The sequence below is a fragment of the Vannielia litorea genome (assembly GCF_900142295.1).
GTDB lineage: Bacteria > Pseudomonadota > Alphaproteobacteria > Rhodobacterales > Rhodobacteraceae > Vannielia > Vannielia litorea.
The window spans coordinates 1-25,250 of record NZ_FSRL01000001.1 but is presented as its reverse complement, the minus strand read 5'-3'; the positions used below and the strand labels follow the sequence as shown (position 1 = coordinate 25,250).

Sequence of the window (25,250 nt, the reverse complement as noted above, 5' to 3'; positions counted from 1 at the left end):
CATGCCCGCCGCCCTGCCCCCGCTCACCGCGCTGCGTGCCTTCGAGGCCGCGGCCCGGCACCTGTCGTTCGCGCGCGCCGCCGAGGAGCTGCACGTCACCCCGCAGGCGCTGTCGCTGCAGATCAAGTCGCTCGAAGAGCACCTCGGCGCGCCGGTCTTCCGCCGCCTCAACCGCGCGGTCGAACTCACCGAGGCGGGCCGTGCGCTGGTGCCCGGTGCCCGCGAGGGGTTTTCCGCCCTCACCCGTGGCTGGGCCGCCGCCCGCCGTGCCACCGACCCGGCCCGCCTCACCGTCACCGCCGGCCCCGCTTTCACCGCCAAGTGGCTCGCGCCCCGCCTGCCCGACTTCGCCCGCGCGCATCCCGACATCGAGTTGAACTTCTCCGCCAGCCTGCGCCGGATGGACTTCGAGACCGACGGGATCGACCTTGCCATCCGCTTCTCCGACCGTGACGATCCGGGCCTCTTCAACACCTGCCTCTGCGACGAATGGGCCGCGCCGATGATGAGCCCCGCCCTCGCCGCCGCCCACCCCACGCCCGAGAGCCTCGTCACCGCCCCCCTGGTGCACACCGACAACTACCCCTTCGGCCCCGATACACTCGACTGGCCGCGCTACTTCAGGGCCGCCGGCCTGACGCCCCCCGCGCCGGGGGGCCCGCGCTTTTCTCATGCCGACCACGCCACCGATGCCGCCGTCTCCGGAACCGGGGTGGTGCTGGGCCGCTGGTCGATCGCGCAGGGCGACCTGGCCTCGGGCGCGCTGGTCGCGCCCTATCCACTGGCCATCCGGCTTCCGCACCGCTACAGGCTGCTCTGCCGGTCGGGCGAAGAAACCCGCCCGCAGATCGCCGCCTTCCTTGCCTGGATCCTCGCCCGCATCGCCGACACCCCCGACCCGGGCCTTTCGCTCACCTTCCTCGACTTCGCCGAGTTGCCATGACCCGCTCTCTCGCCACCGCCATCGGCTTCACCGCCATCCTGATGTGGGCCCTGCTCGCGCTCTTCACCGTGGGATCCGGCCCGGTGCCGCCGCTTCAGCTCAATGCCATCTGCTTCAGCATCGGCGGGGCAATCGGGTTGATCTGGTGCGCGGCGCGGCCCGGCGGCTTTGCCCGCATGATCGCGCCCGGCTGGAAGGTGATCGCGTTCGGCACCGCCGGGCTCTTCGGCTACCACTTCTTCTATTTTTCCGCCCTGCGCGTCGCCCCGCCCGCCCAGGCCGGGCTCGTCGCCTACCTCTGGCCGCTCCTGATCGTGCTGCTGTCCGGCCTCCTGCCGGGAGAGAGGTTGCGGGCCGGGCATGTGCTAGGGGCGATCACCGGTTTTGTCGGGGCGGCCCTGCTGATTTCCAAGGGCGGCGCGGGGCTCTCGGCCGAATGGGCCAAGGGCTACGCCCTTGCCTTCGCCTGCGCCCTCACTTGGTCGAGCTACACGGTGCTCTCGCGGCGGCTCGGCGCGGCCCCCTCGGAGGTCGTCACCCTCTTCTGCCTCGCCTCGGCCCTGCTCTCCGCCGTGGCGCATCTCGCGCTGGAAGAAACCGCCTGGCCACATGACGGGCTCGGCTGGGCCAGCATGCTGGCGCTCGGTCTGGGGCCGGTGGGCTTGGCCTTCTATGTCTGGGATATCGGGGTGAAGCGCGGAAACATCCAGCTCCTCGGAACCGCCTCCTACGCGGCCCCGCTGCTCTCCACCCTCGTGCTGGTGCTCGCGGGAGTGGCAAAGCCGACCGAGTGGCTGGCCGCCTCTGCCCTCCTGATCACGCTGGGCGCGGTGCTCGCAGCCCGTGCGAGCGCGCGCGCGCCAAAACTCAGTTCGCCAGCCGGCTGATCTCTTCCTTCAGCTTCAGCTTCTGCTTTTTCATCTCCGCGATGGCAAAGTCACTCACCCCGGGGCTTCGTTGCGCCTCTTCCACCTCGGCCGAGAGTACCTGGTGTTTGCGACGGAGCTCCTGAAGATGGGCAGTCACGGACATGAGTATCTCCTCTCTTGTGATGGTTGTGTCCGGAGATTGCAGCACACAAACTGAGTCGTGTCACGTGGGCCGCTCAAATCGGATGTGATTAAAGGTCAAGCCCAAACGTTACCAAAGGTTTAATACTTCACAGAGCCGTCACAATAGCCGCCTCAGGGCGGCCCCTTCGCGGAGAATTGCCGAGACTTCCGCGGTGTAGTCCTCGGCATCCGTCTCGTGCACCGGCCCCTCGTGCAGCACCAGCGGTGCCAGCAGGCGGGCCTCGGCCCGCGCGCCCTTGCGCGCCTGCACGATCACCCGACCCGCCGGTCGCCCCGTGCGCCCGGCAAGGGGCAGCACCGCGGCCCCGCCAAAGCCGCCCCGCGCCACGATCGCACCGAGCAACTCGGGCATCCGCTCGGCCTTGTGAATCACCGTGAGCCAGCCCCCCGGCGCCAGCCTCCGGGCGGCCACATCCACCCATATGCCGATCGGCGTTTCCTCGCCCACGGCCATCTCGCGCGCCACATCCGGCGAGGCGCTGCCCCGGGTGCGGTCAAAATAGGGCGGGTTGAACATTACATGGTCGAAGCGCCGCGCCTTCACCGTTTCGGGCAGCGCCGCCAGGTCGGCCTCCACGATCTCCAGCGCCACCCCGTTCTGGGCCGCGTTCCGGCCCGCCAGATGCGCGTAGCCCGGATCGCGCTCGACCGCCGTCTGCACCATGCCCGCCACCCGCGAGGCCAGGCACAGGCTTGCCACCCCGGCCCCGGCCCCCAGCTCCAGCGCCGTCTCTCCGGGCCGGGCCGGCACCGCCGCCGCCAGCAGCACCGCATCCACCCCCGCCCGGTAGCCCGCAACCGGTTGCCACGCCCGCACGCGCCCGCCAAGAAAGGCGTCGCACCGCGACTCAATCGACAACGCCATCCACCCCATTGTCCCGCAGCACTTCCACGGCCTCGGCGTGGTCGGCATCCGCCACCATCAACCGGCGCGGCAATATTCCGATGGAGCCCTCGAGCACGCTCATGTGGACGTCCATTTCGAAGCAAGCTATATCCTCGCCGTCCAGCAGAGCCTTGGCGAATGCGAGTTGTGTCGGGTCGGTGGTGCGCAGAACGGCCTTCATGTACAGAGACTTAAGCGCAGCCGGGGAGGCTGTCGAGCGGGGTGACGAGAGGGTGAACGTGCCGAAGACAGCAGAGGCTGCCGCGCAGACCAGGCCGCACGAACGGCTGGCAGAGGCGCTGGCCGGCGAAATGGAGGCAGTGAACGCGCTCATTGCCGAGCGCATGGCCTCCGAACATGCCCCCCGCATCCCCGAGGTCTCGGCCCACCTGATCGACGCCGGCGGCAAGCGGCTCCGTCCCATGCTCGTGCTCGCCGCGGCCCGCCTCTGCGACTATGCCGGGCCGTTCCATCTGCATCTCGCCGCGACGGTCGAATTCATCCATACCGCCACGCTGTTGCACGACGATGTGGTCGACGAGAGCGCCCAGCGCCGCGGCCGGCCCACCGCCAACCTGCTGTGGGACAACAAGTCCTCGGTTCTGGTGGGCGATTACCTCTTCGCCCGCGCCTTCCAGCTCATGGTCGAGCCGGGCAACCTGCGGGTTCTGTCGATCCTGTCCAACGCGGCCGCAACCATCGCCGAGGGCGAGGTGCTGCAGCTCACCGCGGCGCAGAACCTCGCCACCGACGAGTGCGTCTATCTCAAGATCATCCGCGGCAAGACCGCCGCGCTCTTCTCGGCGGCCACCGAGGCCGGTGCGGTGATCGCCGGGGCCCCCGACGCCGTGACGCAAGCGCTCTTCGACTACGGCGACGCGCTCGGCATCGCCTTCCAGATCGTCGATGACTACCTCGACTACGCCGGCGATGCCGGTGCCACCGGCAAGAACGTGGGCGACGACTTCCGCGAGCGCAAGCTGACCCTGCCGGTCATCAAGGCCGTGGCCCTCGCCGATGCCGAGGAGCGGGCATTCTGGAAGCGCTGCATCGAGCGTGGCAAGCAGGAGGAGGGAGACCTGGAGACGGCTCTGTCGCTGCTTGCCCGGCACGGCACGCTCGAGGCCACACGCACCGAGGCGACCCGCTGGGCCGACCGCGCCAAGGCAGCCCTGGCCCCGCTGCCCGAAAGCGACATGCGCAGCATGCTCACCGATCTCGCCGATTACGTCGTCGCCCGCATCCGCTAGGCCGGCCCGGTTTCGCGGGGGCTAGGCTTCCGCCACCCACCACTCGGGGCGTTCGTCGCGCAGCAGGCCCGCCGCGCGGTCGCGGGCCTCGTTGTCCTCGAAGATGGCAAAGCAGGTGGCGCCCGAGCCCGACATCCGCGCCAGCATAGTGCCTTCCAGTCCCCGGAGCTCGTCGAGCACCTCGCCGATCTCGGGCGCGAGCGAGCAGGCCGGCGCTTCGAGGTCATTGCGCTGCCACGTCAGCCAATCCACCAGCTCCCGCCGCGTGGGCGCCGCCGGGATCTCCGGCATGGGCGCATTGTCGGCCCGCTCGAGCCGCCCGAACACCGCCGCCGTCGCCACCGGCACGCCCGGGTTGACCAGCAGCAGGTTCAGCGCCGGAAGCCGCTCCAGCCGCGTCAGCTCCTCGCCGATCCCCTGCATCCGCCAGGCGGTCTCGGGATCGAGGCACACCGGCACATCGGCCCCGAGCGCCATGGCCAGCGCATGCGGCCCCGGCACCGGCACCCCCCATAGCTCCGAAAGCCCCCGCAGGGTCGCGGCGGCATCCGCCGACCCGCCGCCGAGCCCGGCCGACATCGGCAGGTGCTTTTCGAGCTGGATCGAGACACCGCCCACCGCAATGCCCTGCCGCGCCGCCTCGGCCTCCATCAGCTCCGCGGCCCGGAGCACCAGGTTGCCCGGCCCTGCCGGCACGATCGCACCGAACGGCCCCGATGCGCCAAGGCTCATGCCCGGTGCGTCCCGCAGGCTCAGGTGGTCGCCGACCGCGGCAAAGCACACCAGGCTGTCGAGCATGTGATACCCGTCGCTGCGGCGGCCGGTGACGTGGAGGGCGAGGTTGATCTTGGCCGGGGCGAAGGCCTCAACCTTCGTCATTCACGACCGTCAGCGGCTTGGCCCCCTCCTCCGCGAGCACCCTGTCGAGGCCCAGCTCCAGCTTGCGGCGGATGCGCAGCGCATCGCTCTCCTCCGGGTCGAAGCTGAGCGCCCGTTTCCACTGGAACCGCGCCTCCAATTGCCGCCCCACGGCCCAGTACACATCGCCCAGGTGGTCGTTCACGATGGGATCGACGGGCAGCAGCTCCGCGGCACGCTCCATGTGGCCCACCGCCTCGTCGTAACGGCCCAGCCGGTAGAGCACCCAGCCGAGGCTGTCGGTGATATGGCCGCTGTCGGGCCGCTCGGCCACCGCGCGCTCGATCATGTCGAGCGCCTCGACGAGGTTCTCGCCCATCTCCACGTAGGAATAGCCGAGGTAGTTCAGCACCTGCGGCTGGTTCGGCCGCAGCTCCAGCGCCTTGCGAAAGTCGGCCTCCGCCAGGGCCCAGGTCTTCAGCCGCTCGCGGGTGATGCCCCGCGCGTAGTAGACGACCCAATGGGTCTCCAGGTCATCCTCGAAGAGCGCGATGGCCTTGTCATAGGCGGCCTCGCTCTCGGCCCATTTTTCCTCGCCGCGCAGAATGTCGCCCAGCGCGATGTGCACGCCCAGGATCTCGGGACGGGTCCGCGCCAGTTGGCGCAGCACCTCCGTGGCGGCATCCACCTTGCCGTCCTGCCGCAGCGCCTCGGCGCGGCCCATCTCGGCGGCATGGAAGGCCGGGTCGTCGCGCGACACCCGGTCATAGGTCCGCGTTGCCAGCTCGAACTGCTGCATCTGGTCGAGCAGCTCCGCCGAGAGCAGAAGGGCCTCGGTGTTGTCGTCCGGGCGCAGGAACTCGGAGGTCCGCGAATAGAGCAGCGTGTAGCTGTCGGTCGTCTCGCCGTTGAGCGCGCCGGCAACGCTGAGGAACACCTCGGCCAGCCCGTCGTCGGCCGAGCCGATCACCGTGAAGGGCAGGGTCTCGCCCGCCTCCAGCTGCGCGCGAATGGTGCTCAGCTCCGGGTCCAGATCCCGGGTGAAGGCCTTGTCCATCAGCTCCACCGCGTCGGGGTTCCGGCCCAGCTGGCTCAGCACCTGCGCATGGGCGATCACGCCCCGGCGCGACAGCCGCAGCGGCCCGGCCTCGCGCCCCGAGAAGATGTTGTCGGCCCCTTCGAAGTCGCCCGCCACCGCGAAGGCCAGCGCCTTGTGATAAAGCCCGAAGGCCTTGAGCCCGGTGTCGCTGGCGGCGGCGTCAAAGGCCTCCAGCGCCTTGTCCATGTTGCCCAGGGCCAGCTCCGACCAGGCCCGCACCAGCCCGTCCACCAGCGGCCCCACCGTCTCGCCCGCATCCAGCTCGTCGAGCACCGGCTGGTACTCCTTCTTGCGGAGCCGGTCGGCAATCAGCACCAGCTGCGCGATCTGGCTTTCCTCGACGGTCGCCACCATCTGCTGCGCGATCGGCACCGCCGCCCTGAAATCGGCCAGCCCGACAAAGGCGAGAATGGCGTTCTCCAGCAGCAGCGGATTGCCGCGGTCGCGCACCAGGGCGCGGGTGTAGTAGTCGGCCGCCGCGCGGAAATCGTTGTTGAAGCTCGCCACCCGGGCCGCGAGATAGGAGCCTGCGAGCCCCCGGTCAGCCTGTTGAGCAACGGCAGGGAGGGCGGTGCTCACCGCAAGCGCAAGGGCCGCGGCGGAACGCAGAAGGGTGGGGATCATGACGGGGCTCTCGAACCTCTGTTCTTGCGGGTTGGCGCAGGGTAGTCTCCCGCGCTGGCCAAAACAATACGATCCCGCGGCGCGACAGCCCTTGTCACGCGGATTCTCGCGCCTTCGTGACGCAGCCCCTACATGTTCGGGTAGTTCGGCCCGTCGCCGCCCTGAGGCACAGTCCAGTTGATGTTCTGCGGCGGGTCCTTGATGTCGCAGGTCTTGCAATGCACGCAGTTCTGGAAGTTGATGACGAACTCGGGCTTGCCGTCCTTCTCCACCACCTCATACACCCCCGCCGGGCAGTAGCGCTGCGCCGGTTCGGCGTATTTCGGCAGGGTAAAGCTGATCGGCACCGCCGGGTCCTTCAGCTTCAGGTGGCAGGGTTGGCTCTCCTCGTGGTTGGTCATCGAGAAGCTGACGTTGGTCAGCCGGTCGAAGCTCAGCTTGCCGTCGGGCTTGGGGTAGTCGATCGGGGCGTGATCCGCGGCCAGCCCGGTCGCCTCGGCGTCGGTCTTGCCGTGCTTCATGGTGCCGAACAGGCTGAACCCGAAGAGGTTGTTCGTCCACATGTCGAGCCCGCCCAGGCCCAGCGACGGCCAGAGCCCCCACTTGCTCCACATCGGCTTCACGTTGCGCACCTTCTTCAGGTCCGCGCCGATGGCCCCGCCGCGCACCTCTTCCTCGTAGGCCGAAAGCTCGTCGCCTTCGCGCCCGGCCTGAATCGCCTCCCAGGCGGCCTCCGCCGCCGCCTTGCCCGAGAGCATCGCGTTGTGGTTGCCCTTGATCCGCGGCACGTTGACCATGCCCACCGAGCAGCCCAGCAGCGCCACGCCGGGCGCCACCATCCTGGGCATCGACTGGTAGCCGCCCTCGCTGATCGCCCGCGCGCCATAGGCCACGCGCTTGCCGCCTTTCAGCAGCTCCGCCACCATGGGGTGATGCTTGAACCGCTGGAACTCCATGTAGGGAAAGACATAGGGGTTGCGGTAGTTCAGATGTACCACGAAGCCCACGTAAACCTGATTGTTCTCAAGGTGATAGATGAAGGAGCCGCCGCCGGCATTGCCGCCCAGCGGCCAGCCCATCGTGTGGGTCACCGTGCCCTCGCGGTGCTTGGCCGGGTCGATCTCCCAGATCTCCTTCATGCCAAGGCCGTACTTCTGCGGCTCATGCCCCTCGGCCAGCCCGTATTTGCCAATCACTTCCTTGGCGAGCGAGCCGCGCACGCCCTCGGAGAGAAACACGTACTTGCCGTTCAGCACCATGCCCGGCTCGTAGCCATCGCCCTGGGTGCCATCGGGGTTCCTGCCGAACTCGCCGGCCACAACCCCCTTCACCCGGTCGCCCTCGTACACCAGCTCCGAACAGGCCATGCCGGGGAACACTTCCACCCCCAGCGCCTCGGCCTGCTCCGCCATCCAGCGGCAGACATTGCCCATGGAGACGATGTAGTTGCCGTGGTTGTTCATCAGCGGCGGCATCGGAAAGTTGGGCACCCGCAGGCTGCCCGCCTCGCCGAGGATGTAGAAGTTGTCCTTCGTCACCGGCACGTTCAGCGGCGCGCCCTTCTCCTTCCAGTCGGGGATCAGCGCATCGAGCCCGCACGGGTCCAGCACCGCGCCGGAGAGGATATGCGCGCCCACCTCCGAGCCCTTCTCCAGCACCACGACGTTCAGATCGGCATCGAGCTGCTTCAGCCGGATCGCCGCCGAAAGCCCCGCCGGACCGGCCCCCACGATCACCACGTCGTAGTCCATCGATTCCCGTTCGATCTCGGCCATGGGGCTCATCCTCCGCGCAACAATTGTTCGTCCGGACTTGGTTACCGGAGGGGCAGGCCCATGGCAATCGGGACGCTGCGGCGCGGAACTGCGGGAAAGGTGGCCTGGCAGGGGCAGCAGGGCTTGAACCCGCGACCTACGGTTTTGGAGTCCGGGCCGTTCCGTTGAAACCTAACGGCAATTTTTCCAACTGCCCTGATTTCGCTCCTTTATGCGCCAATGGGTTACGTCGGAACTGCCAACCAAGAATGCCCTGAAAAGGAAAGCGCCGCCTCAGGGACCAACCGGGGCGGCGCAGGCAACATGGAAGCTGGAGACTATGCATAATGCGGTATCATAATACCCCAGAAACCGGGGCTGAACAAGCCTCTAACCGCGACGCCGCGTTGGCGCTGGTGGCCAAAGGCTTCACGGTCTTTCCGGCCGGGGCCAACAAGCGGCCGCTCATCAAGGGGTGGCAGGACAAGGCCAGCGATGACCCGGCCCAAATCGAGCGATGGTGGAAGAAATGGCCCAACGCCATGCCCGCGCTGCCGACCGGAAGCCGCAACGGGATCGCCGTCATGGATGTGGACTGCAAGGGTGAAAGGGACGGGCTCGCAGCGCTGGCGCTCTTCAACGACGTGGACGCCATGTCGCCGGTCTGGATCACCACGCCGAGCGGCGGCCGCCACATCTACTTCCGGCCCCCCGAAGGCATGGGCAATAGTGCTCCCGTTCCATACGGCGTAGACGTCAAGGCAGAAGGCGGCTTCGTCATCGCGCCCGGTGCGATCAACGGGAAAGGCGTCTACAGCATCACCAGCGGCTCTCTGGGCGATGACCTCCCGGAGTGGCCCAAGACCTTCCTGCCGCAGCAGAAGCCCGCCGGACAGGCCAAGGCCGAGCCCAGTGGCCGTGACTTCAGCGTGATCCTCTCTGCCCTCTCTGCGCTGCCCAACGACGGCGACGAGTTCGGCGGCCGGGAGGATTGGCTGCGGATCGGAATGGCCCTCCATGCGGAGACAGAAGGCAGCCTCGAAGGCGAAGAGGCTTGGCACGACTGGTCGGCCCAGCACCCGAGCTACGACACGACCAAGACCGATGAGGCGTGGGCGTCCTTCACGGCCGACAAGGAAGGCGGCGTCACCGGCAAAACGATCATCGCCGAGGCGGAGAGGCGCGGCTGGCGCGACACGTCCATGCTGACCGATGAGGATGTGGAAACGGCCGCTTGGACCATGGCCGAGATTGACCGGATTCTGGAAGAGAACCGCCAGACCCGCAGCAGGGGCGGCCTGAGGCTGCTGAAGCCGCGCGACTGCGCCGAGATGCCTGCCCGCGAATATGTCATCAAGGGCCTGCTGGCGGAGCGGGACGTGGGCGCGATCATCGGCGCTCCGGGCTCCGGCAAATCCGTCATCGCGCCCTATCTTGGCTATGCCGTTGCGCGAGGCGTTGAAGCCTTCGACCGGCGCACCAAGGCGGGCGGCGTCTTCTATGTCGCAGCGGAAGACGCGCTCGGCCTCAGGAAGCGTGTCACAGCGCTCCGGGACCAGCATGGCGAGGCCGACGGCTTCCATCTGGTCGAAGGCGTCACCAACCTCGCCAGTGTCGAAGACAGCCGGGCGCTGCGCCAAGCCGTGAAGCAGCACCGGCCGTCGCTCATCATCATCGACACTCTGGCAGCCGCCTTTCCGGGCCTTGAGGAGAACGAGTCCAAGGCCATGGGCAAGGTGGTCTCTGTCGCCCGCTCCCTGACCCAATGGGGCGCGGCCGTGCTTCTCATCCACCACGACACCAAGGCAGGCGACGGGCTCCCGCGCGGGCACTCCATCCTCAACGGCGCTCTGGATGTGTCGCTGCACCTGAGGCGCGAGAAACGGCTGGTGGAGGTCCGGCCGTCGAAGAACCGGAACGGCACGACCGACCAGAGCTTGGCCTTCAGCGTGGGGGAGATTCAGCTGGGCACGGATGCCGATGGCGATCCGATCACCGCGCCGATCTGCGATGACGAGAGCGGCCCGGTTGTGCGGGACACCGCCACCCGGCTGCCCGCCAGCGCCAAGGCCGCTCTGGAAATCTTGGAGGCACTTTCGGAAGGTGGCAAATGCGTCACCAAATCCGATTGGCGCAAGGCATGCGTCGACAGTGACGCCGTGTCCGGTGCTGAAAAGCCCGACGACCGGCGCAAGGCGTTCCGGCGGGCGTTGGAAGAGCTGGCCCGGCGACAGCTCTTCCACTCTGAGGGAGAGATAATCCATTTGCCCGATGCGCCTGAGATGCTGCTGGGGGACGAGGATGTATAGCCGACAGGACAACAGGACAGGACAGGACATTTACAGGACATGTCCTCCGGCAAACCGGCGACGGGCCACAGGACAGGACAGGACACAACCCCTAAGGGGTGTCCTGTTGTCCTGTCCCGCCGATGCAACTCACTTCTGCCAACTGCAAGTTACTCTAGCTGACGTCTTCAGTTCAGCGGTCGCGGGTCGCGCGGTTCATCATTTCAATGACGATCTTTCGGTCCCGGTCAGAGATGGAATATTTGGAACCGGGTGGCTTGCGGCGTTCGGCCCTGCTCGCAAAGACTGCTTTGCAGTCCTGTTCGACGGAAGAGCGGACCTCCTCCGGTGTAAGACTCGAGTTGTAAAGCCGAAAGGCTATGGAACGAGCTCTTTCACGCCTACCCGAGAAGCCGTCCACGTCATCCATGAACCACGGCATTGGCAGCGACTTCTTGATAGCTCTGCGAACTCCCCACTCGTTTGCTCCATGATCGCGACGCTGCGCAAACCGATACATTGCATTCGAGAATTCTTCACATTGTCTCTCCGGCATCTCGGGAACAGCAAACGTCGCGTAGTCATGTTCGCCACTCTCAGTTCGCTGGGAGTCGCCCCGAACGAACCAAAGTCCCAAACCAAGCACGACAACGATGCCGATCACGATCTTCGCGGCTTTGGTCAGTTCTGTGGGAGGCTTCTCCGCGACATGAGTGACTGGCTGTTCAGACTCGAACTTCAAACCCTCCCTATTGCGCCGGGTCAGAAGGCTATGGCTGGGTTCGTTCTCTGGATAGATTGTCATCGGTTCACCACTCATTTCCACCAATGCAACGGAGACTGAGAATGCGGCCTTGCAATGACCAATTCAGTTCAATCAGAGGGCGCGCGACAGCGCGTCGCTTTAGGTTCTTCCTGGACCAGCCTTCTGCGGGGGGCGCGGAGCCCCGGGATTCTCGGCTGTGGGGGCAATCTTGATTTGGAAAAACCCTCTCAGGGGGATTTTGCCCCTGTGGGGGATATTCACCGTGGGAAAGGGCCTCTGTGACTACTCTGGAAGACATTGACGCAATTCTCATGGCCGCCCGTGCCCCTGAGGGGGATTTGGTGACGGCTGGCGAGCTGGGGGATTGGCTGGGCCTCACCGCCAACCGGGTCCATGCGCTGGGGAGGGATGGCGTGCTGCCCCGCTCCCCTGAGAAGCGGTATCCCCTGAGAGCATCGGTGGCGGCCTACTGCGACCATGCCCGCTCGCTGGCCAAGGGGAAGGCCGCCGACAACGCACTGGCGGAAGAGAAGGTGCGGCTGGCCCGGGAGCAAGCCGACAAGATCGCGCTTCAGAACGCCGCCGCCCGTGGGGAACTTCTGGACTCCCGGGAGGTCGCCAACGAGTGGCGCTCTGTCGTGGTGGACCTTCGCGCGGCGATCCTCGCCGTGCCGTCCCGGGTGGCCAGCCGCTTGGGCTTCGACCGGAAAGAGACGGCCGCGCTCGACTCGGAAATCCGCGACGCGATGGAGGCGATTGCAGATGACCGTTGACCCGAGATTTGGCCAGCTGCGCCGCGACGCTCTGGCAGCCCTCCGGCCGCCCGCCAAGCTGGCGCTCAGCGAGTGGATTCAATCCAGCATCTACCTCCCGTCCAGCCTCGCCGCTCAGCCCGGCCGGATGCGCCTCTGGAAGCCGCAAATCGAGATCGCCGACTCCATCGGCGACGATACCGTGGAGCGCGTCTCGATCTTGAAGAGCGCTCGCGTCGGGGCCACTCAGCTGATGGTCGGGGCGCTCGGCCATTTCGTGGAGAACGACCCGAGCCCGGTGCTCTGCGTTGTCCCGGCCGAGGCCGATGCGCGGCACCTGATGGTCAGCGTGGTGGAGCCGACCTTTGGCGAGTCCCCCGCTCTCCGGGCGGCGTTGACGGCCGACGCTTCTGGCCGCGATGTGCTGATGCACCGGCACTTCGCCGGGGGCAGCCTCTCCATCGTTTCTGCCCGTGCCCCGCGCAACCTCCGGGCCCGGACGGCCCGCATCCTCTTCGCCGATGAGATCGACGCCTATGAGCTGAGCGCGGGTGTAGAGGGCGACCCGGTGGAGCTGGCCATGCGCCGCACCATGACCTTCGGCAATCGCAAGATCGTGCTCGCCTCAACGCCGGTCGACGCCGAAACGAGCCGCATCCTTCGAGCCTATGACCAGAGCGACAAGCGAGTCTTTGAAGTCCCCTGCCCCGGCTGTGGCGATTTCGGGGAAATCCTCTGGAAAGACATTCGATGGGACGCCGAGAAGCCGGAGACGGCCCATTGGGTCTGCCCGGAGTGCGGGAGCGTGGTGGAAGACCGGCAGAAGCCCCGGATGGTGGCAGAGGGCCGCTGGCGGGCCACAGCGCCGCACGTGGAGGGCCACCGGGGCTACAAGCTCACCAGCCTGACCAGCACCCTCCCCAACGCCTCTTGGACGCGTCTAGCGGCCGAGTTCCTTCAGGCCAAGCGGAGCCCGACCACCCTGAAGCCTTGGCTCAACACCGTGCTTGGCGAGCCGTGGCGCGGCGAAGGCGACGACTTGGACGCGACCGACCTCGAAGGGCTGCGGCGGCCTTTCAGCCTCTCCAATGTGCCGCCCGAAGCGCTGGTGCTGACGGCGGGCGCGGACGTGCAAAAGGACCGGGTGGAAATCACCTTCACCGGCTGGACGAAAGACGATGATCTGCGGGTCCTGGGCCATGACGTGATCTGGGGCAGCCCGACCGAAAACGAGACTTGGGCGGAAGTGGACGATGCCCTGCGCCGCCAGTTCCGGCACCCGGCGGGCGGCGTGCTGACACTGGATGCGGCCGTGATCGACTCCGGCAACTGGGCGGATCAAGTCTACGCATTCTGCCGCCCCCGCTCGGCCCGGCGCATTCTGCCCGGAAAGGGCGTCTCGGGCTTCGGCCGCCAGTCCCTCGCCTTCAGCACGTCGCGCAGCACCCGGCTGGCGCTCATCGGGATCGACGGCGTGAAGCTGGCGCTGCACCAGCGGCTCGCCCATGGCGACACGATCCTCTTCAGCGATGAGCTGGGCGGCGACTACTTCGACCAGCTCCGGGCCGAGAGGCTTGTGACGAAGTTCAGCCGGGGCCACCCGATCCGGCGATGGGAGGTCATCTCCGGGCGGCGCAACGAAGCGCTGGATACGCTGGTCTACAGCTACGCGGCCCGGGGACTGGTGGGGCTGGACGTGGAGCGCAGGGAAGCCGATCTGGCGAGCGTGACGGGCGGTGAGAAGCGGGCTAGGGTGATCCGGAGCAATTGGTTGGGAAGATGATACGCATAGAGGCTGCCAAGCGCTCCTAAACCGGAGACAACCTCGGAAAAGCGCTCCCCCAAGTGTTTATCTTCTTTTTTTGAATCTTAAATTTCTTTGCTAACGAATGATCATATTGGACCAAGGCCGGAACACACAAGTTGATGAGTCCAATAATTTTGTGAATCTTGAAATTCAGCCTACTCCCAATCTCAGGTAACTCTAAGCCACTACCTTCAAGGCGACGAATAAAGATTTCGTTCACAAATCCACGGTTGTGCGCATAAACGTTTCTGCACTCTATTAGTAATCTGGCTGCATCACGCGACTCTTGATCTTGAAATATGCTGATTCCAAGGGTCTCGTTGGCGAAAGCCTCAATCCCCTTGAGCCCTCCATAGGACAAGGAGTTTATTTTTCGATCTAGCAGAAACTCAATGATCTCGCTCTTACTTCCCCTGACTAATATGTCTTCAATCGAAATTTTTTCATTTGTGTTCAGAATTTCCGGCCTCCGTCGCCCACAATCCTGAATGATGGCTACCAGATACCAAAGAAACACATCCGCAAAGCCGCAGATGATGCTTCGGCATACTGCAAAATCGTGCTTAACGAATTCCTTCACGTAGTAGCTAGGATCAATCTCCTCTTCGCTTCCTTCCTCACCCATCGCTTTCCGATATTTCAGCAGAAATTCGTGTGCTCGAACACGTTTTTCGTCGGCTGAGGTTGCCATCATAGCAATGAAAAGAACGCTACTTACAATGCCGTCATAATCCTCTAGAAAATTGTAAAAAGACTTCGTGCAAGTGGCCTTGCCGCTTGGGAAAAAGAACATCCCGTCATCTATTGCCATCTCAAATCTACCGCACGGCCAAATCCCTAGGGAAAGACTGACATACCAGACAGAACGCATCAACCTTCGTGCGCAGTCACGCCTGTCCGTGCAGCCAATACTCCGCCGCTTTGTGAACCTCAGCGAGAGCCGCCCGGAAAGCCGGATCTTCCTCGACCCTCTCCTTGACCTCTGGCCTCCCCAGATTCTGCGGAAAACCGACGCCAGTTCGCGTCTCGTAGCGAGCAACAATTAAGTCTAGTTCGGCACGGAACGACCTCACACGCGACGCCTTGGCTCCGCCTGCCCGTGTCCGGCCCAGCTTTTTCGAGTTCTTCATGCTTGGTCCCTTCCGAGTGGATGGGCCAGTGCAACCCGGCGCTGGCCCATCCGGCAAGGAGTCCCGCATGGCTGTATGCGGCGACGGGTCCACTCCTACACTCACCGGAGCCGATTCGGCAACACCCGACACCCCGTCAAGACATAGGCAACCCACGGTAGCCTAAGCATTTTTTGCCTTGCTGCTGGAGCCGATTCGCCGTTAATCCGGGGTATCTCTTTTGCTCGAAAGGACCATTGAATGGCTGCCATTCTGAACATTCCGCCCACGGTTGCGCACCGCCCCAAGGGCCTCATCGACTGCGCTCAGATCACCGATACGCTCATGGTGGCTGGGCAAGACCGGCAGGTCGCCTATGACCAGACCCGGGCGCTCCTGAGGGCCGGGTATTTCCTGCCGAGTGCCCGCGAAGAGCGCGGCAAGAAGTCCTTCTTGCTGACCCCGGATTACATGCTGACCGCCGATGTGCTGCTGCGTCTGCGTGACTTTGGAATCCGTGGCGGCGAAGGCGCCAAGGCCGATCCGATGTTCGCCGCCGCGCTCGCGCTGCGCGGCTGGTCGGGTGGCCGCCCGAAAGGTGCCGTCCACAGCCCTGCGGCGCACGTGATCGCTGAGTATGAGCTTGATGTGCGCGGTTGGGTCTTCGAGCTGTGGAGCTTCATCCATGGGAAGACCGGCGACCTCCGCTTTGAAGGGCGCATCCACCGTGTCGACCCGAAGCACCCTGACGGCTTCCACAGCACGCCGCTGCAATACGGCAACCACGGCCAATACCTGCATCGCTCGTGCATCGCCGTCGACCTCACCGATGCTCTGGACCGCTGGCACCCCCATGGGCGGGCCCGCCGGGAAGCCATGAACTGATGGCCAGCGCTTTCCTCCCTCAATTCGTCCGGCGCATCATTTCGCGGGACGCACCGACCACCCGGCGGCGCTCTATCGACGCTGCAACGGGTGGCCGGAGAGGGAGCGGCTTGGGCGTCAGCGGCCCGATCAATCCTGAGGTCAGCGCGGCTGCCTCGATCACGCGGGGCCGGTGCCGGTATCTCGCCACCAACAACGGCTTCGTCTCCAATGCCGTCGCCAACTTCGTCGCGGCCTTGGTCGGCACCGGCATTCGCCCCGCGACCCGCACCGATGATGCTGGCACCCGGGAACTGATCGGCGGTGCATTCGAGCTGTGGGCCGAGCTTGCCGACCATTACGGCACCACCGATTTTTGGGGGCTTCTGTCCAGCGTCGCCCGCCACTTGATGGTCGACGGCGAAGCTATTCTCATCATGCGCGATGAGCCCGACGGGCTCAGGCTGCAACTCATTCCACCTGAGTTGCTGGACGAGTCCAAGACCGCCACCCTTGGCGACGGCCGAGAGATCGTCAACGGCGTGGAGTTCAACGCCGAGGGCCAGCGCGTGGCCTACTGGATTCTGCCGCAGAAGCCGACCTCCACCTTCGCTGAGTATGCCCCTCCCGTGCGGGTGGATGCGGCCGACGTGCTCCACGTCATGCAGCCGCTCGCCGCCGGACAAGTCCGGGGCCTGAGTTGGCTTGCAGCGGCCGTCTTGCCCGCCAGCGAGCTGGACCAGCTGACAGATGCGCTGCTGGTCTCCGCGAAGGTCTCTGCGATGTTTGCCGGGTTTATCACTGACCAGAACGGCGTTGGAACGCCGTTTTCAGAAGGGGTGGATCGACTCCAAGAGGAAGGCATTACTCCCGGTGGCCTGTATCGTCTTGGTTTCGGAGAAGATATTCGTCTTAGCGGACCGGAACAGCTGAAGGACGCTCCGGCCTTCGTCCGGATGAACCTGCTGGCTCTGGCGGCCGCTCTGGGCCTCCCGGAGCACATGGTCAGCGGCGACCTCACCAACGCCAACTACAGCTCCCTTCGCGCCGGGCTGCTGCCCTTCCGCGCCCGGGTGGAGCAAACTCAATACGGCGTGCTGGTGCCCCAGCTTCTTCGGCCCATCTGGCGGCGTTGGCTCGCCTTGGAAGTCAGCTCCGGGCGGCTGGACGTTTTGCCGGACCTTCGCGCCGAGTGGATCATGCCCCGCCACCAGCAAGTCGATCCTCAGAAGGACATGGCGGCCGTTGGCGAGGCTCTGGCGCTCGGCCTCACGTCCCGTTCGCAGGCGATCAATGAGCTTGGCTGGAATGCCGATGAGCTGGACCGGGAGATCGCGGCCGACCGCGCCCGCGAAGCCGAGCTGGGCCTGTCCTTCAGCTCCAAGGAGTCCCCCGATGCCTCTTGATGCCCAGATGACCCGCGCCGCGTCGACGCGGCCCAACTCCTACGATCCGGACACCCGCACCGTTACGGCCGTGATCGCCACGTCCAACCCGGTCCTGCGCCAAGACTCCCGGGGCCCTTACCAAGAAATCCTCACGGCCGAGACGCTGGACCTCTCGGCCGCTGAAGGTCTTCCCGTTCTCGACAGTCACCGCACCAGCTCCGTGCGCGACCAGATTGGACGGGTCCAGTCCATCGCCTTGGAGGGCACTTCCGTTGTCGCCGTCCTTGAGCTGACCTCCGCCGAAGATGCTGCGCCGATCCGCCAGCGGGTCGCGGATGGCACCTTGAGCGGAGTCAGCGTCGGCTACCGTCCCTCGGGATGGACCGAGAGGTCCACGCCGCAGGGCCGGGCCAAGAGCCCGTCCAGCTGGCGGATTACTGAAGTCACCCTGACAAGCAACCCGGCCGATCCGTCGGCCCGACTGAGGCAGAAAGGAAACGAGATGCCCGAAGAAGTGATCGAAACCCAGACGCCGGAAGCGGCCGAGGCGCAGCGCCGGAGCGACATCCGGGGGCTGGTCCGCTCGGCCGGTCTCGGCGATGAGCTGGCCGACCAGCTCATTGATGGCAGGTCCGACATGACCGCCGCGAAGGCCGCCGTCTTCGACGCGACGCAGGAGAAGCGCCGCTCGCAGCCGACCATCCGCATTCACAGCTCCAACGATGACCCGGCGGTGATCCGCGACCGGCAAGCCGAGGCGCTGCACATCCGCATGGCGGGTGGCGAGCCCGCGCCCGAGGTCCGGCCGTATATGTCCCTCACGATGAGCGACGTGGCCCGGGAAAGCCTGAACCGGGCTGGCGTCTCCACCCGTGGCATGTCGCCGGATGAGGTCTTCACCCGGGCGGCCGAGCACACCACGTCCGACTTCGCGCTGCTGGTCAGCAATGCCATGGGCAAGACGGCTGAGACGAGCTACCAAGCTGCCAGCTCGCCTCTGAAGAAGCTCGGCCGCCAGCGCAGCCTCTCCAATTTCAAGACCGCGACCAGCATCCGCCTTGGCGAGATGGGGCGGCTGGAAGAGCTGGACGAGTCCGGCGAGATCACCGCCACCAGCCGTGCAGAGAACGGCGAGACGATGCAGCTCAGCACCTATGCCCGGGGCATTACCGTCTCGCGCAAGCTGCTCATCAACGATGACCTTGGGATGCTCGGCGACATGACGGCCGCCTTCGGCGAGGCAGCAGCCCAGACCGAAGACGAAATCTTGGTGGCGTTGGTCACGGCCAACCCCAACCTGAGCGACGGCACGCCGGTCCATGACGCCAGCCGGGGCAACATCGCCAGTAGCGGCCTCTCCCTCAATTCCGAGGGGGCTCAGACCACGATTGAAGCGGCTCGCAAGGCCATGCGCGGCTACACCGGCCTTGATGGCAAGACGCTCATCAACGCTTCGCCCAAATACCTTCTGGTCGGCCCGGAGTGCGAGAGCGCGGCCGAGCGGCTGCTGGCCAACATCTACCCGGCCACCGTCGATGACGTGAACGCCTTCGCCACCAAGCTTTCGCTTCTGGTGGAGCCGCGTATCACCGATGAGCGCTGGTATCTCTTCACCGATCCGGCCCGGCTGGCGGCGATCCAGTATGGCTACCTCAGCTCGGCGCAGGGCGTGCAAATCCAGCGCGCCGAGGCGTGGTCCACGCTGGGCCTCAAGTTCCGCGCTTGGCTCGACTTCGGCGCGGGCTGGCTGGACTGGCGCGGCTCCTACCTCAACGAAGGTGAGTGATGGCCCTGACCGCCGCAGAGCTGACCGCTGCCCGTGACGCGCTTCTCAGAGCGCGTGCGGGTGGCGTGCGCCGCGCCCGGGACGCCAACGGCGAGGAAGTCGAATACCGCTCCGACGCCGAGATGGCCCGGGCGCTCGCCGCCCTGGACTCGGAGATCGCGGCGCTGGCTCAACGGCCCCCTGCCGCCTTCCACTTCAAGACCTCGAAAGGAACGTGAGATGAAGAACTACGTGCAACCGGGTGAGAACATCACCTTGACGGCCGCAGCGGCCTCCAGCTCCGGCGACGGCGTTTTGGTCGGCTCGCTCTTCGGCATTGCCGCCGGAGACGCTGAGATCGGTGACACGCTGACCATCGTCACCGAAGGTGTCTTCGAGATGCCCAAGCCCGCGACCGATGTGCTCGCCGTGGGCGATCCGGTCTATTGGGATGCGAGCGGCAAACTGGCGACCGCCGACGATGACTCCGGCTCCAATGCGGAGATCGGCGTCGCCGTCACGACCGCCGCCAACCCGTCCAGCTCTGTCCGCGTGCGGCTGAACGGTTAAGGCAATGCCCCGGACTCCCTCTACATTCCGGCAAGCCGATGTGGAACGGGCGGTGAAAGCCGTCCGCTCCACGGGGCTGAGCGTCGGGACTGTGGAGGTGACAAGAGAGGGAACGATCCGGGTTATGGTGGGGGCACCATCCGGCGAGTCGGCTCAGGCCGAAACGCCCTTCGACACATGGAAGGCCAAGCGCGATGCGGCTCCGTCTTAAAGGTATAAACAGGGTTTCCAAACGGCTCGCCGATGGCAGCCGGGTAACTTACTACTACGCATGGAAGGGTGGCCCCCGGCTGCCCGGCAAGCCCGGCGATCCTGAGTTTGTGGACGCCTACAATGTGGCGATTGCCGCGAAGGCGAAGACGCCGAAGGGAACGCTGCAATCTGTTCTGAACGCCTATCAGGACTCGCCGAAGTTCACCGATCTGGCCGAACGCACCCGAAAGGATTACGTGAAGCACGTCCGCAAGATAGAAACCGAATTTGGCGACTTCCCCTTGGCCGCTCTTTCCGACCGGCGCACGCGCGGCGAGTTTCTGGCATGGCGTGACCGGATGGCGGCCAACTCGCGTCGGCAAGCCGATTACGTCTTCGCCACCTTCGCGGCGATCCTCGCATGGGCCGCCGACCGGGGCATGATCGTAACCAACCCCTGCGCCCGTCCCGGCAAGCTCTATCGCTCCAAGCGGTCCGATACGATCTGGACCGAGGCGGATGAAACCGCCCTCTTCAAAATCGCCCCGGCCCGCATTCGCCTCGCCTACCTTCTGGCGGTCTGGACCGGGCAGCGCCAAGGCGACCTTCTGCGGCTGACTTGGAAAGCCTACGACGGCACCCATATCCGCCTCACTCAGCGCAAGACGGGCCGCCGGGTGGTGATCCCTGTGAGTGGCACCCTGAAGGCCTCTCTGGACGAAGCCGCGAAGACCAAGAGCGCGGTCACGATCCTCACCACCACCAAGGGCACGACTTGGACGAGTCATGGCTTCAGCGCCAGTTGGCGCAAAACGCTGGCGAAGGCGCAGGTCACGGGGCTCACGTTCCATGATCTGCGGGGCACAGCCGTCACCCGGCTCGCACTCGCCGGATGCAGCGAAGCCGAGATTGCGACCTTCACCGGGCATAGCCTTCGGGACGTCGCCGCTATCCTCGACGCCCACTATCTGAGCCGTGATGCCCGCATGGCAGAATCAGCACTCAGCAAGCGGGAGGCGCACGAAGCCGGAACAAAAATTCCCAACTGAACGCCCAACCGCTCCACGGGAGTCCGCCGCAGAAGTCCATTTGGTCCATGAAAAGAAGTGGCAGGGGCAGCAGGGCTTGAACCCGCGACCTACGGTTTTGGAGACCGTCGCTCTACCAACTGAGCTATACCCCTAAGGCCGGTGCCGTGAATATGAAAGCGGGCTGCACTTGGCAAGAGGCAAATCGCGCCACCTGCGGTGAAGGGGGCGCAACCCGGCGCTCAGATCCACTTCAACCGCCGCAGCACCCAGAATTGCGCGATCCCCACCACCACCAGCCCGCCGGTGAAGATCCAGAACGCCCAATCGCCCTCCGCCCCCGGCATGCCGCCCAGGTTGATCCCCATCAGCCCGGTCAAAAAGCCCAGCGGCAGGAAGATCGCGGAGAGGATCGAGAGCAGGTAGAGGTTGCGGTTCAGCCGGTCCTGCACCGCGGCGTCGATCTCTTCCTTGAGCACGATCAGCCGGTCGCGCATGGCGTCCAGCTCTTCCACCGCGCGCACCAGCTTGTCATGCGCCTCCGCCAGCCGCCGCCGGTCTTGCTTCGACAGCATCGCATGGCCGCCGCTGGCCAGCTGGCTGATCGCGTCGCGCTGCGGCCCGAGGTAGCGCCGCAGGTCGATCACCTCCTGGCGCTCGTCCACCACCTGCGCCCGCTGCTCGGGCGCGGGCGCCGAGATCACCTCGTCCTCCAGCACGTCGACCCGCTCGGCCAGCTCGAAGATCGTCTCGTCGATCCGCCCGCCCATGCGCTCGACGATCCCGGTCAGAAAGGCCCCCACGCTCTGAGGCCCCTCGCCCGCCTCCACCTGCTCGCGCAGCTCGGCCAGCGTGCGCAGCGGGCGGCGCGACAGGGTGATGATCCGCGCCGGGTTCAGGAACACCCGGAGCGAGACCATGTCTTCGACCTCCTCGCCGGGGTTCAGGTTGACGCCCCGCAGGATCACCACCAGCCCGTCCTCCTGCACCGAGGCGCGCGGGCGGGTCGACTTGGCGGTGAGCGCCGCGCGGGTCGGCGCCTCGACGAAGTCCAGCACCTCCTCCATCCAGGGGTCGGTGTCGGGGTGGTCTGCGATCAGGTGGAGCCAGGCCAGTTCGTCGGCCTTAAGCCGCTCGACGATGTGATCCTGGCTGTCCAGCCGCTTTCCCGCGTCGGAACCGTTCAGACAATAGGCGAATTCGATATGATCCATGTCCGCGAGGCTACCCGCCCCGCGGCGCTGGGCAACATCAAATCAACACCCGAGGGTCACCCCCCGTCGCCCCTGGCCCCGGCCGCACCCTGGCAGGGCCCGCCCGTGCCCCACGCGCGCCACGGCCGGGCCCCGGTGGTCAGGCAAACTCCACGCCCGCATCCACCATCGGCAGCCGGAAGATCCGCTTGCCCGTCGCGGCATAGATCGCATTGGCCACCGCAGGTGCCGCAGGCGGCAGGCCCGGCTCGCCGATGCCCGTGGGCGCCTCGGCGGACGGCACGATATGCACCTCGATCTTCGGCATGTCGCCGATCCGCAGCGGCTCATAATCGGGAAAGTTGCTCTGCACCACTTCCCCGCCGTCGAAGGTGATCTTCTGGCGCATCGCATGGCCGAGGCCATAACCGATGCCGCCTTCGATCTGGGCCCGGATCACGTCGGGGTTGACCGCCACGCCGCAATCCACCGCCGCCACGATCCGCTCCAGCTTCACCCGGCCGTCGGCGTCGGTCGAAACCTCCGCCACCTGCGCCACGTAGCTCTGAAACGAGAAGTGTGCCGCCACGCCCCGGCCCCAGCCCTCGGGCAGCTCACTGCCCCATCCTGCCTTCTCGGCGGCGAGCTTCAGCACGCCCAGCAGGCGCGGGTTGCCTCCGAGCAGCCCCTCGCGGAAGGCCACAGGGTCCGCGCCCGCCGCCTCCGCCGCCATGTCCATGGCCACTTCCATGGCATAGGCGGTGTGGCTGTTGCCGACCGAGCGCCACCAGAGCACCGGCACCGGCGTCTCCATGTTGCGCACCGAAACATGCATCGCCGGAATGCTGTAGGGCGTGTCGCTGACCCCCTCCACCGAGGCGTGGTCGACGCCCTCGTGCACCATCATCTGCTCCATCGGCGTGCCGGCGAAGATCGACTTCGAGGCCACCTGCGAGCGCCAGGCGGCGAGCTTGCCCTCGCCGTCGACCGCCGCCTTCACCCGGTGCTTGACCATCGGCCGGTAGTAGCCGCCCTGCACGTCGTCCTCGCGGGTCCAGACCAGCTTCACCGGCTGATCGGTCCCGAGCGCAACGGCGGCCATCGCGGCCTCCACGTGGTAATCGCTGTCCATGTTGGCCCGGCGCCCGAAGGAGCCGCCGGCATAGACCGTCTCGATGGTGGTGTTCTCCGCGCCCACGCCGGTCACCGCGCCCACTGCCATCTGGGTGATGGTCGGAAACTGCGAGCCATCCCAGATATGCGCCTTGCCGTCCTTGACCTGCACCACGCAGACCATGGGCTCCATCGGCGCATGGGCAAGGAACGGGAAGTCGAACTCCGCCTCCACCGCCGTGCCCGACGCCAGCGCCTCCTCCACGCCCGCGTCATTGCGGGCAACCGGCCCCTCGCCATCGAGCGCGGCGGCGTATTCGGCCTCCATCTCCTCGGTCGAGCGGCCCTCGGCGGCGGAGAAGTCCCACTCCACTGTCAGCGCCTCGCGGCCCCGGATCGCAGCCCAGGTATCCTCGGCAAAAACCGCAATGCCCTTCGGCGTCTGCTTCACCGCGGTCACGCCGGGCACCGCGAGGGCGGCGGTGGCGTCAAAGCTGGCGACCGTCCCGCCAAAGCGCGGCGCGCGCGCCATTACCGCATGGATAGTGCCCTCCGGCGCCACGTCCATCGCAAAGATCGCGCTGCCGTCGGTCTTGCCGGGCGTGTCCTTGCGGCGCAGCAGATCCCTTCCGATGAGCCGAAAGTCCTTCGGCTCCTTCAGGATAGGATCGGTCGGCGGCTCGGCTCCCGCCTTCACAAGGGCCACCATCTCGCCCAGGGTCGCGCGGTAGTTGCCATGCGTGGCCACGCCGTTCTCGATCACGATGTCACTGGCACGCACCGCCCATTCCATCGAGGCCGCCTCCAGCAGCATCGCCCGGGCTGCGGCCCCCGCCTGGCGGTATTGCATGTAGCTGTTGGCCATGGCCGTCGAGCCGCCGGTGCCCTGCATCCCGAAGAGCGTGTTGGCGTATTTCGTGGCATCTGCCGGGGCGAACGCGATGTCGACCTTCTCCCAATCGGCATCCAGCTCCTCCGCCACCAGCGTGGCGAGGCCGGTGGTGGTGCCCTGCCCCATCTCGAAATGCTTGAGGATCACCGTCACCGTGCCATCGGGCGCGATCCGGACGAAAGGGTTGGGCATCAGCGTGCCCTCGTGGCCCGCGGCCAATGCGCCCTTCGGGCCGAACCCGATGACAAGGGCTCCGGCGGTCGCTCCGGCGAGGAATCCACGGCGAGACGTCTTGAAATCCTTCATGGCTCAGCCCTCCATCCGCTTGGCGGCATCGTGGATCGCGGCGCGGATCCTCACGTAGGTGGCGCAGCGGCAGACATTGCCGCCCATGGCCGCGTCGATGTCATCGTCGCTCGGCGCCGCGTTCTCGGTCAGCAGGCCGATGGCCTGCATCATCTGCCCCGACTGGCAGTAGCCGCACTGCACCACGTCGTTCTCGCGCCATGCGGCCTGCACCGCCTCGGCGACCGTGCCGTTGATGCCCTCGATGGTGGTCACCTCGGCACCTTCCACATCCGAGATCCAGGTCTGGCAGGAGCGGGTCGGCTGGCCGTCGATATGCACCGTGCAGGCCCCGCAGGAGGCCACGCCACAGCCGAACTTGGTGCCGGTGAGCTTGAGCCGGTCGCGGATCACCCAGAGGAGCGGCATCTCCTCGGGCGCGTCCACGCTGACCGCCTCTCCATTGAGCGTGAAGGAAATCGACATCTGTGCTGGCCTCCCTGAGCTGGCATGGTGAACCGTGCCGTTCACCTTGCGCAGGGAGATAGGGCCGGATCGGCGCTTGTCCTGCCCGGTTCTGCAAAAAAAACGGGGCCGCCTCCTGCCGAGGCGGCCCCTGCTGTCTTTTTAGCCGCCGGGCGAAACGCCCGGGCGCAAGATCACTCGATGATCTTGGAGACGACGCCGGCGCCGACGGTGCGGCCGCCTTCGCGGATGGCGAAGCGGAGGCCGTCTTCCATGGCGATCGGGG

At 66.2% G+C, this 25,250-nt stretch carries 24 protein-coding genes and 1 tRNA gene; 12 read left to right on the top strand and 13 right to left on the bottom strand.

Annotated elements, in window-relative coordinates; all coding sequences use genetic code 11:
• Window position 1 precedes the first annotated feature (1 nt).
• A complete protein-coding gene (gcvA, locus tag BUR94_RS00120; RefSeq protein WP_074254261.1) occupies window positions 2-943 on the top strand; it encodes a transcriptional regulator GcvA in 942 nt (313 codons plus the stop codon).
• Window positions 940-1,830 carry an aromatic amino acid exporter YddG gene (gene yddG, locus BUR94_RS00115; RefSeq protein ID WP_074254260.1) on the top strand — a complete coding sequence of 297 codons (891 nt, stop codon included), beginning with the start codon at window positions 940-942 and terminating at the stop codon, window positions 1,828-1,830. Before gcvA ends, yddG begins: the two co-directional genes overlap by 4 nt.
• Here the strand turns inward: yddG and BUR94_RS00110 are convergent.
• The 3 genes from BUR94_RS00110 to BUR94_RS00100 all read right to left on the bottom strand — a co-directional run bounded on the left by BUR94_RS00110 (window position 1,811) and on the right by BUR94_RS00100 (window position 3,083).
• Entirely contained in the window at window positions 1,811-1,975 is a 165-nt protein-coding gene (locus BUR94_RS00110; protein ID WP_074254259.1) for a YdcH family protein, read from the bottom strand. The genes yddG and BUR94_RS00110 overlap by 20 nt on opposite strands.
• A gap of 138 nt (window positions 1,976-2,113) precedes the next feature.
• Window positions 2,114-2,833 (bottom strand): tRNA1(Val) (adenine(37)-N6)-methyltransferase, encoded by a 720-nt coding sequence (locus BUR94_RS00105; RefSeq protein WP_245794295.1) that lies wholly within the window; start codon window positions 2,831-2,833, stop codon window positions 2,114-2,116.
• Window positions 2,834-2,864: 31 nt separating this feature from the next.
• The gene (locus BUR94_RS00100; protein ID WP_074254257.1) at window positions 2,865-3,083 is read right to left on the bottom strand and encodes a putative signal transducing protein; all 219 of its coding nucleotides are present in this window, start codon (window positions 3,081-3,083) and stop codon (window positions 2,865-2,867) included.
• A gap of 130 nt (window positions 3,084-3,213) precedes the next feature.
• Between BUR94_RS00100 and BUR94_RS00095 the strand changes: the two genes are divergently transcribed.
• The gene (locus tag BUR94_RS00095) at window positions 3,214-4,152 is read left to right on the top strand and encodes a polyprenyl synthetase family protein (protein ID WP_245794534.1); all 939 of its coding nucleotides are present in this window, start codon (window positions 3,214-3,216) and stop codon (window positions 4,150-4,152) included.
• A gap of 21 nt (window positions 4,153-4,173) precedes the next feature.
• Here BUR94_RS00095 and BUR94_RS00090 read toward each other — a convergent pair whose 3' ends face one another.
• The 3 genes from BUR94_RS00090 to BUR94_RS00080 form a co-directional block, all read right to left on the bottom strand.
• Window positions 4,174-5,031 carry a 4-(cytidine 5'-diphospho)-2-C-methyl-D-erythritol kinase gene (locus BUR94_RS00090; RefSeq protein WP_074254256.1) on the bottom strand — a complete coding sequence of 286 codons (858 nt, stop codon included), beginning with the start codon at window positions 5,029-5,031 and terminating at the stop codon, window positions 4,174-4,176.
• The gene (locus BUR94_RS00085; RefSeq protein WP_074254255.1) at window positions 5,018-6,733 is read right to left on the bottom strand and encodes a tetratricopeptide repeat protein; all 1,716 of its coding nucleotides are present in this window, start codon (window positions 6,731-6,733) and stop codon (window positions 5,018-5,020) included. Before BUR94_RS00085 ends, BUR94_RS00090 begins: the two co-directional genes overlap by 14 nt.
• A 128-nt stretch (window positions 6,734-6,861) precedes the next feature.
• On the bottom strand, window positions 6,862-8,508 hold the full coding sequence (locus BUR94_RS00080) for an electron transfer flavoprotein-ubiquinone oxidoreductase (RefSeq protein WP_245794293.1): 1,647 nt from the start codon (window positions 8,506-8,508) through the stop codon (window positions 6,862-6,864).
• Window positions 8,509-8,903: 395 nt separating this feature from the next.
• Between BUR94_RS00080 and BUR94_RS00075 the strand changes: the two genes are divergently transcribed.
• Window positions 8,904-10,796 (top strand): AAA family ATPase, encoded by a 1,893-nt coding sequence (locus BUR94_RS00075; protein WP_245794532.1) that lies wholly within the window; start codon window positions 8,904-8,906, stop codon window positions 10,794-10,796.
• Between the two features lie 172 nt (window positions 10,797-10,968).
• On the opposite strand, the gene BUR94_RS20350 is transcribed toward BUR94_RS00075, so the two are convergent.
• A complete protein-coding gene (locus tag BUR94_RS20350) occupies window positions 10,969-11,580 on the bottom strand; it encodes a hypothetical protein (protein WP_139301182.1) in 612 nt (203 codons plus the stop codon).
• A gap of 302 nt (window positions 11,581-11,882) precedes the next feature.
• Here BUR94_RS20350 and BUR94_RS00070 point away from each other — a divergent pair, with 302 nt between their 5' ends.
• Both BUR94_RS00070 and BUR94_RS00065 read left to right on the top strand, forming a co-directional pair.
• Window positions 11,883-12,314, top strand: coding sequence for a hypothetical protein (locus tag BUR94_RS00070; RefSeq protein ID WP_139301181.1), 432 nt, complete (start codon window positions 11,883-11,885; stop codon window positions 12,312-12,314).
• Window positions 12,304-14,076, top strand: a complete 1,773-nt coding sequence (locus tag BUR94_RS00065; protein ID WP_074254251.1) for a phage terminase large subunit family protein — start codon at window positions 12,304-12,306, stop codon at window positions 14,074-14,076. The genes BUR94_RS00070 and BUR94_RS00065 overlap by 11 nt, the downstream gene beginning before the upstream one ends.
• 25 nt (window positions 14,077-14,101) lie before the next feature.
• Here the strand turns inward: BUR94_RS00065 and BUR94_RS20345 are convergent, their stop codons facing one another.
• Window positions 14,102-14,911 (bottom strand): hypothetical protein, encoded by an 810-nt coding sequence (locus tag BUR94_RS20345; RefSeq protein ID WP_139301180.1) that lies wholly within the window; start codon window positions 14,909-14,911, stop codon window positions 14,102-14,104.
• Window positions 14,912-15,470: 559 nt separating this feature from the next.
• On the opposite strand from BUR94_RS20345, the gene BUR94_RS00060 reads away from it, so the two are divergent.
• From BUR94_RS00060 to BUR94_RS00030, 6 genes are all read left to right on the top strand, one after another.
• Complete coding sequence (locus BUR94_RS00060; protein WP_074254250.1) at window positions 15,471-16,094, top strand: hypothetical protein; 624 nt, start codon at window positions 15,471-15,473, stop codon at window positions 16,092-16,094.
• Window positions 16,095-16,204: 110 nt separating this feature from the next.
• On the top strand, window positions 16,205-17,479 hold the full coding sequence (locus BUR94_RS00055) for a phage portal protein (RefSeq protein ID WP_245794291.1): 1,275 nt from the start codon (window positions 16,205-16,207) through the stop codon (window positions 17,477-17,479).
• Entirely contained in the window at window positions 17,469-19,247 is a 1,779-nt protein-coding gene (locus BUR94_RS00050; protein ID WP_084192846.1) for a prohead protease/major capsid protein fusion protein, read from the top strand. The genes BUR94_RS00055 and BUR94_RS00050 overlap by 11 nt, the downstream gene beginning before the upstream one ends.
• Entirely contained in the window at window positions 19,247-19,465 is a 219-nt protein-coding gene (locus BUR94_RS00045; protein ID WP_074254248.1) for a phage head-tail joining protein, read from the top strand. The genes BUR94_RS00050 and BUR94_RS00045 overlap by 1 nt, the downstream gene beginning before the upstream one ends.
• A gap of 1 nt (window position 19,466) precedes the next feature.
• The gene (locus tag BUR94_RS00040) at window positions 19,467-19,796 is read left to right on the top strand and encodes a DUF2190 family protein (RefSeq protein ID WP_074254247.1); all 330 of its coding nucleotides are present in this window, start codon (window positions 19,467-19,469) and stop codon (window positions 19,794-19,796) included.
• A gap of 194 nt (window positions 19,797-19,990) precedes the next feature.
• Window positions 19,991-21,037, top strand: coding sequence for a tyrosine-type recombinase/integrase (locus BUR94_RS00030; RefSeq protein ID WP_074254245.1), 1,047 nt, complete (start codon window positions 19,991-19,993; stop codon window positions 21,035-21,037).
• Between the two features lie 58 nt (window positions 21,038-21,095).
• On the opposite strand, the gene BUR94_RS00025 is transcribed toward BUR94_RS00030, so the two are convergent.
• The 5 genes from BUR94_RS00025 to BUR94_RS00005 all read right to left on the bottom strand — a co-directional run.
• Window positions 21,096-21,171: transfer RNA gene (locus BUR94_RS00025), tRNA-Trp, on the bottom strand.
• 87 nt (window positions 21,172-21,258) lie between these two features.
• On the bottom strand, window positions 21,259-22,230 hold the full coding sequence (locus BUR94_RS00020; RefSeq protein ID WP_074254244.1) for a zinc transporter ZntB: 972 nt from the start codon (window positions 22,228-22,230) through the stop codon (window positions 21,259-21,261).
• 139 nt (window positions 22,231-22,369) lie between these two features.
• Complete coding sequence (locus BUR94_RS00015; protein WP_074254243.1) at window positions 22,370-24,520, bottom strand: xanthine dehydrogenase family protein molybdopterin-binding subunit; 2,151 nt, start codon at window positions 24,518-24,520, stop codon at window positions 22,370-22,372.
• Between the two features lie 3 nt (window positions 24,521-24,523).
• On the bottom strand, window positions 24,524-24,985 hold the full coding sequence (locus BUR94_RS00010; RefSeq protein WP_074254242.1) for a (2Fe-2S)-binding protein: 462 nt from the start codon (window positions 24,983-24,985) through the stop codon (window positions 24,524-24,526).
• Between the two features lie 173 nt (window positions 24,986-25,158).
• Window positions 25,159-25,250: EF-Tu C-terminal domain-related protein (locus tag BUR94_RS00005; protein WP_211330766.1), on the bottom strand; the 92-nt coding region annotated here is incomplete at its 5' end.

Bases quoted from the DNA above. Each gene is read 5' to 3' on its own strand.
- BUR94_RS00030 (WP_074254245.1), top strand. From the start codon at position 19,991: ATGCGGCTCCGTCTTAAAGGTATAAACAGGGTTTCCAAACGGCTCGCC.
- BUR94_RS00090 (WP_074254256.1), bottom strand. From the start codon at position 5,031: ATGACGAAGGTTGAGGCCTTCGCCCCGGCCAAGATCAACCTCGCCCTC.
- BUR94_RS00050 (WP_084192846.1), top strand. From the start codon at position 17,469: ATGCCTCTTGATGCCCAGATGACCCGCGCCGCGTCGACGCGGCCCAAC.
- BUR94_RS00020 (WP_074254244.1), bottom strand. From the start codon at position 22,230: ATGGATCATATCGAATTCGCCTATTGTCTGAACGGTTCCGACGCGGGA.
- BUR94_RS00060 (WP_074254250.1), top strand. From the start codon at position 15,471: ATGGCTGCCATTCTGAACATTCCGCCCACGGTTGCGCACCGCCCCAAG.
- BUR94_RS00040 (WP_074254247.1), top strand. From the start codon at position 19,467: ATGAAGAACTACGTGCAACCGGGTGAGAACATCACCTTGACGGCCGCA.
- BUR94_RS20350 (WP_139301182.1), bottom strand. From the start codon at position 11,580: ATGACAATCTATCCAGAGAACGAACCCAGCCATAGCCTTCTGACCCGG.
- BUR94_RS00045 (WP_074254248.1), top strand. From the start codon at position 19,247: ATGGCCCTGACCGCCGCAGAGCTGACCGCTGCCCGTGACGCGCTTCTC.
- BUR94_RS00110 (WP_074254259.1), bottom strand. From the start codon at position 1,975: ATGTCCGTGACTGCCCATCTTCAGGAGCTCCGTCGCAAACACCAGGTA.
- BUR94_RS00010 (WP_074254242.1), bottom strand. From the start codon at position 24,985: ATGTCGATTTCCTTCACGCTCAATGGAGAGGCGGTCAGCGTGGACGCG.
- BUR94_RS00080 (WP_245794293.1), bottom strand. From the start codon at position 8,508: ATGGCCGAGATCGAACGGGAATCGATGGACTACGACGTGGTGATCGTG.
- BUR94_RS00100 (WP_074254257.1), bottom strand. From the start codon at position 3,083: ATGAAGGCCGTTCTGCGCACCACCGACCCGACACAACTCGCATTCGCC.
- yddG (WP_074254260.1), top strand. From the start codon at position 940: ATGACCCGCTCTCTCGCCACCGCCATCGGCTTCACCGCCATCCTGATG.
- BUR94_RS20345 (WP_139301180.1), bottom strand. From the start codon at position 14,911: ATGGCAATAGATGACGGGATGTTCTTTTTCCCAAGCGGCAAGGCCACT.
- BUR94_RS00095 (WP_245794534.1), top strand. From the start codon at position 3,214: ATGGAGGCAGTGAACGCGCTCATTGCCGAGCGCATGGCCTCCGAACAT.
- BUR94_RS00065 (WP_074254251.1), top strand. From the start codon at position 12,304: ATGACCGTTGACCCGAGATTTGGCCAGCTGCGCCGCGACGCTCTGGCA.
- BUR94_RS00085 (WP_074254255.1), bottom strand. From the start codon at position 6,733: ATGATCCCCACCCTTCTGCGTTCCGCCGCGGCCCTTGCGCTTGCGGTG.
- BUR94_RS00015 (WP_074254243.1), bottom strand. From the start codon at position 24,520: ATGAAGGATTTCAAGACGTCTCGCCGTGGATTCCTCGCCGGAGCGACC.
- gcvA (WP_074254261.1), top strand. From the start codon at position 2: ATGCCCGCCGCCCTGCCCCCGCTCACCGCGCTGCGTGCCTTCGAGGCC.